The organism is Stenotrophomonas maltophilia, from assembly GCF_003970865.1.
GTDB lineage: Bacteria > Pseudomonadota > Gammaproteobacteria > Xanthomonadales > Xanthomonadaceae > Stenotrophomonas > Stenotrophomonas maltophilia_AR.
In genome coordinates this window covers 1-2,500 of the sequence record NZ_RXLZ01000117.1, presented here as the reverse complement: position 1 = coordinate 2,500, position 2,500 = coordinate 1, and the positions used below count along the sequence as shown (strand labels likewise).

Sequence of the window (2,500 nt, the reverse complement as noted above, 5' to 3'; positions counted from 1 at the left end):
GGCGCATAGTCGCGGGCAGTAGACCCGAAACCGGGTGATCTAGTCATGCCCAGGGTGAAGGTGCGGTAACACGCACTGGAGGCCCGAACCCACTCCCGTTGCAAAGGTAGGGGATGAGGTGTGATTAGGAGTGAAAAGCTAATCGAACCCGGAGATAGCTGGTTCTCCTCGAAAGCTATTTAGGTAGCGCCTCATATGTATCCTCTCGGGGGTAGAGCACTGTTATGGCTAGGGGGTCATCGCGACTTACCAAACCATTGCAAACTCCGAATACCGAGACGGACTGTATGGGAGACACACGGCGGGTGCTAACGTCCGTCGTGAAAAGGGAAACAACCCAGACCCACAGCTAAGGTCCCAAATTCACTGCTAAGTGGAAAACCATGTGGAAAGGCACAGACAGCCAGGAGGTTGGCTTAGAAGCAGCCACCCTTTAAAGAAAGCGTAATAGCTCACTGGTCGAGTCGGTCTGCGGGGAAGATTTAACGGGGCTAAGCAGTGAACCGAAGCTTGGGGTGCATAACTTTGTTATGCGCGGTAGAGGAGCGTTCCGTAAGCCGTTGAAGGTGGATTGAGAAGTCTGCTGGAGGTATCGGAAGTGCGAATGCTGACATGAGTAACGATAATGCGGGTGAAAAACCCGCACGCCGAAAGCCCAAGGTTTCCTTGCGCAACGTTAATCGGCGCAGGGTGAGTCGGCCCCTAAGGCGAGGACGAAAGTCGTAGTCGATGGGAAGCAGGTTAATATTCCTGCACCTCGCGTAAGTGCGATGGAGGGACGGAGAAGGTTAGGTGTACCAGGCGTTGGTTGTCCTGGGGAAAGGCGGTAGGTTTGGATCTTTGGCAAATCCGGGATCCTTTAAGACCGAGCACCGAGACGAGCCTTTATGGCGAAGTCACTGATACCACGCTTCCAGGAAAAGCTCCTAAGCTTCAGCTTACGCAGACCGTACCGTAAACCGACACAGGTGGGTAGGATGAGAATTCTCAGGCGCTTGAGAGAACTCGGGTGAAGGAACTAGGCAACATGGCACCGTAACTTCGGGAGAAGGTGCACCCTTTTTGGTGGCTCGTGCGAGCTATAGCTGAAGAGGGTCGCAGTAACCAGGCCGCTGCGACTGTTTATCAAAAACACAGCACTCTGCAAACACGAAAGTGGACGTATAGGGTGTGACGCCTGCCCGGTGCTGGAAGGTTAATTGATGGGGTCAGCCGCAAGGCGAAGCTCTTGATCGAAGCCCCAGTAAACGGCGGCCGTAACTATAACGGTCCTAAGGTAGCGAAATTCCTTGTCGGGTAAGTTCCGACCTGCACGAATGGCGTAACGACAGCGGCGCTGTCTCCACCCGAGACTCAGTGAAATTGAAATCGCTGTGAAGATGCAGCGTTCCCGTGGCAAGACGGAAAGACCCCGTGAACCTTTACTATAGCTTTACACTGAACGTTGAGTTCGTCTGTGTAGGATAGGTGGGAGGCTATGAAACTGTGGCGCTAGCTGCAGTGGAGCCATCCTTGAAATACCACCCTGTCGTGCTTGACGTTCTAACCTGGGCCCATTATCTGGGTCGGGGACCGTGTATGGTGGGTAGTTTGACTGGGGCGGTCTCCTCCTAAAGAGTAACGGAGGAGCTCGAAGGTACGCTCAGCGCGGTCGGACATCGCGCACTGTGTGCAAAGGCATAAGCGTGCTTGACTGCAAGATCGACGGATCAAGCAGGTAGGAAACTAGGACTTAGTGATCCGGTGGTTCTGTATGGAAGGGCCATCGCTCAACGGATAAAAGGTACTCCGGGGATAACAGGCTGATACCGCCCAAGAGTTCATATCGACGGCGGTGTTTGGCACCTCGATGTCGGCTCATCACATCCTGGGGCTGTAGTCGGTCCCAAGGGTATGGCTGTTCGCCATTTAAAGTGGTACGCGAGCTGGGTTCAGAACGTCGTGAGACAGTTCGGTCCCTATCTGCCATGGGCGTTGGAGATTTGAGAGGGGCTGCTCCTAGTACGAGAGGACCGGAGTGGACGAACCTCTGGTGTTCCGGTTGTCACGCCAGTGGCATTGCCGGGTAGCTATGTTCGGAAGCGATAACCGCTGAAAGCATCTAAGCGGGAAGCGCGCCTCAAGATGAGATCTCCCGGGGCACAAGCCCCCTGAAGGAACCATGTAGACTACGTGGTTGATAGGTCAGGTGTGTAAGTACAGCAATGTATTGAGCTAACTGATACTAATGATCCGAGAGGCTTGACCATATAACCTCAAGTTGCCTTGGCTTTACGACAGCGTCGTAAGAGCATCCAAGTGCACGCTACGTCACAAGAACTATGAGAGGCAGGCGCCTTATCCGGCTGTATTGGATGGCGACGCTCCAACCGCCTCCCTGGTGAAATTAGCGCTGTGGAACCACCCGATCCCATCCCGAACTCGGAAGTGAAACGCAGCTGCGCCGATGGTAGTGTGGCTCAAGCCATGCGAGAGTAGGTCATCGCCAGGGTTTACACCC

At 54.2% G+C, this 2,500-nt stretch carries 2 rRNA genes (1 of these 2 cut by a window edge); both read left to right on the top strand.

From position 1 onward, the window contains the following. Nucleotides 1-2,249: ribosomal RNA gene (locus EKL94_RS21770) — 23S ribosomal RNA — on the top strand (it extends 631 nt beyond the left edge of the window). A gap of 127 nt (nucleotides 2,250-2,376) precedes the next feature. Further along, nucleotides 2,377-2,491 (top strand): 5S ribosomal RNA (gene rrf / locus EKL94_RS21765). The last annotated feature ends 9 nt before the right edge of the window (nucleotides 2,492-2,500 follow it).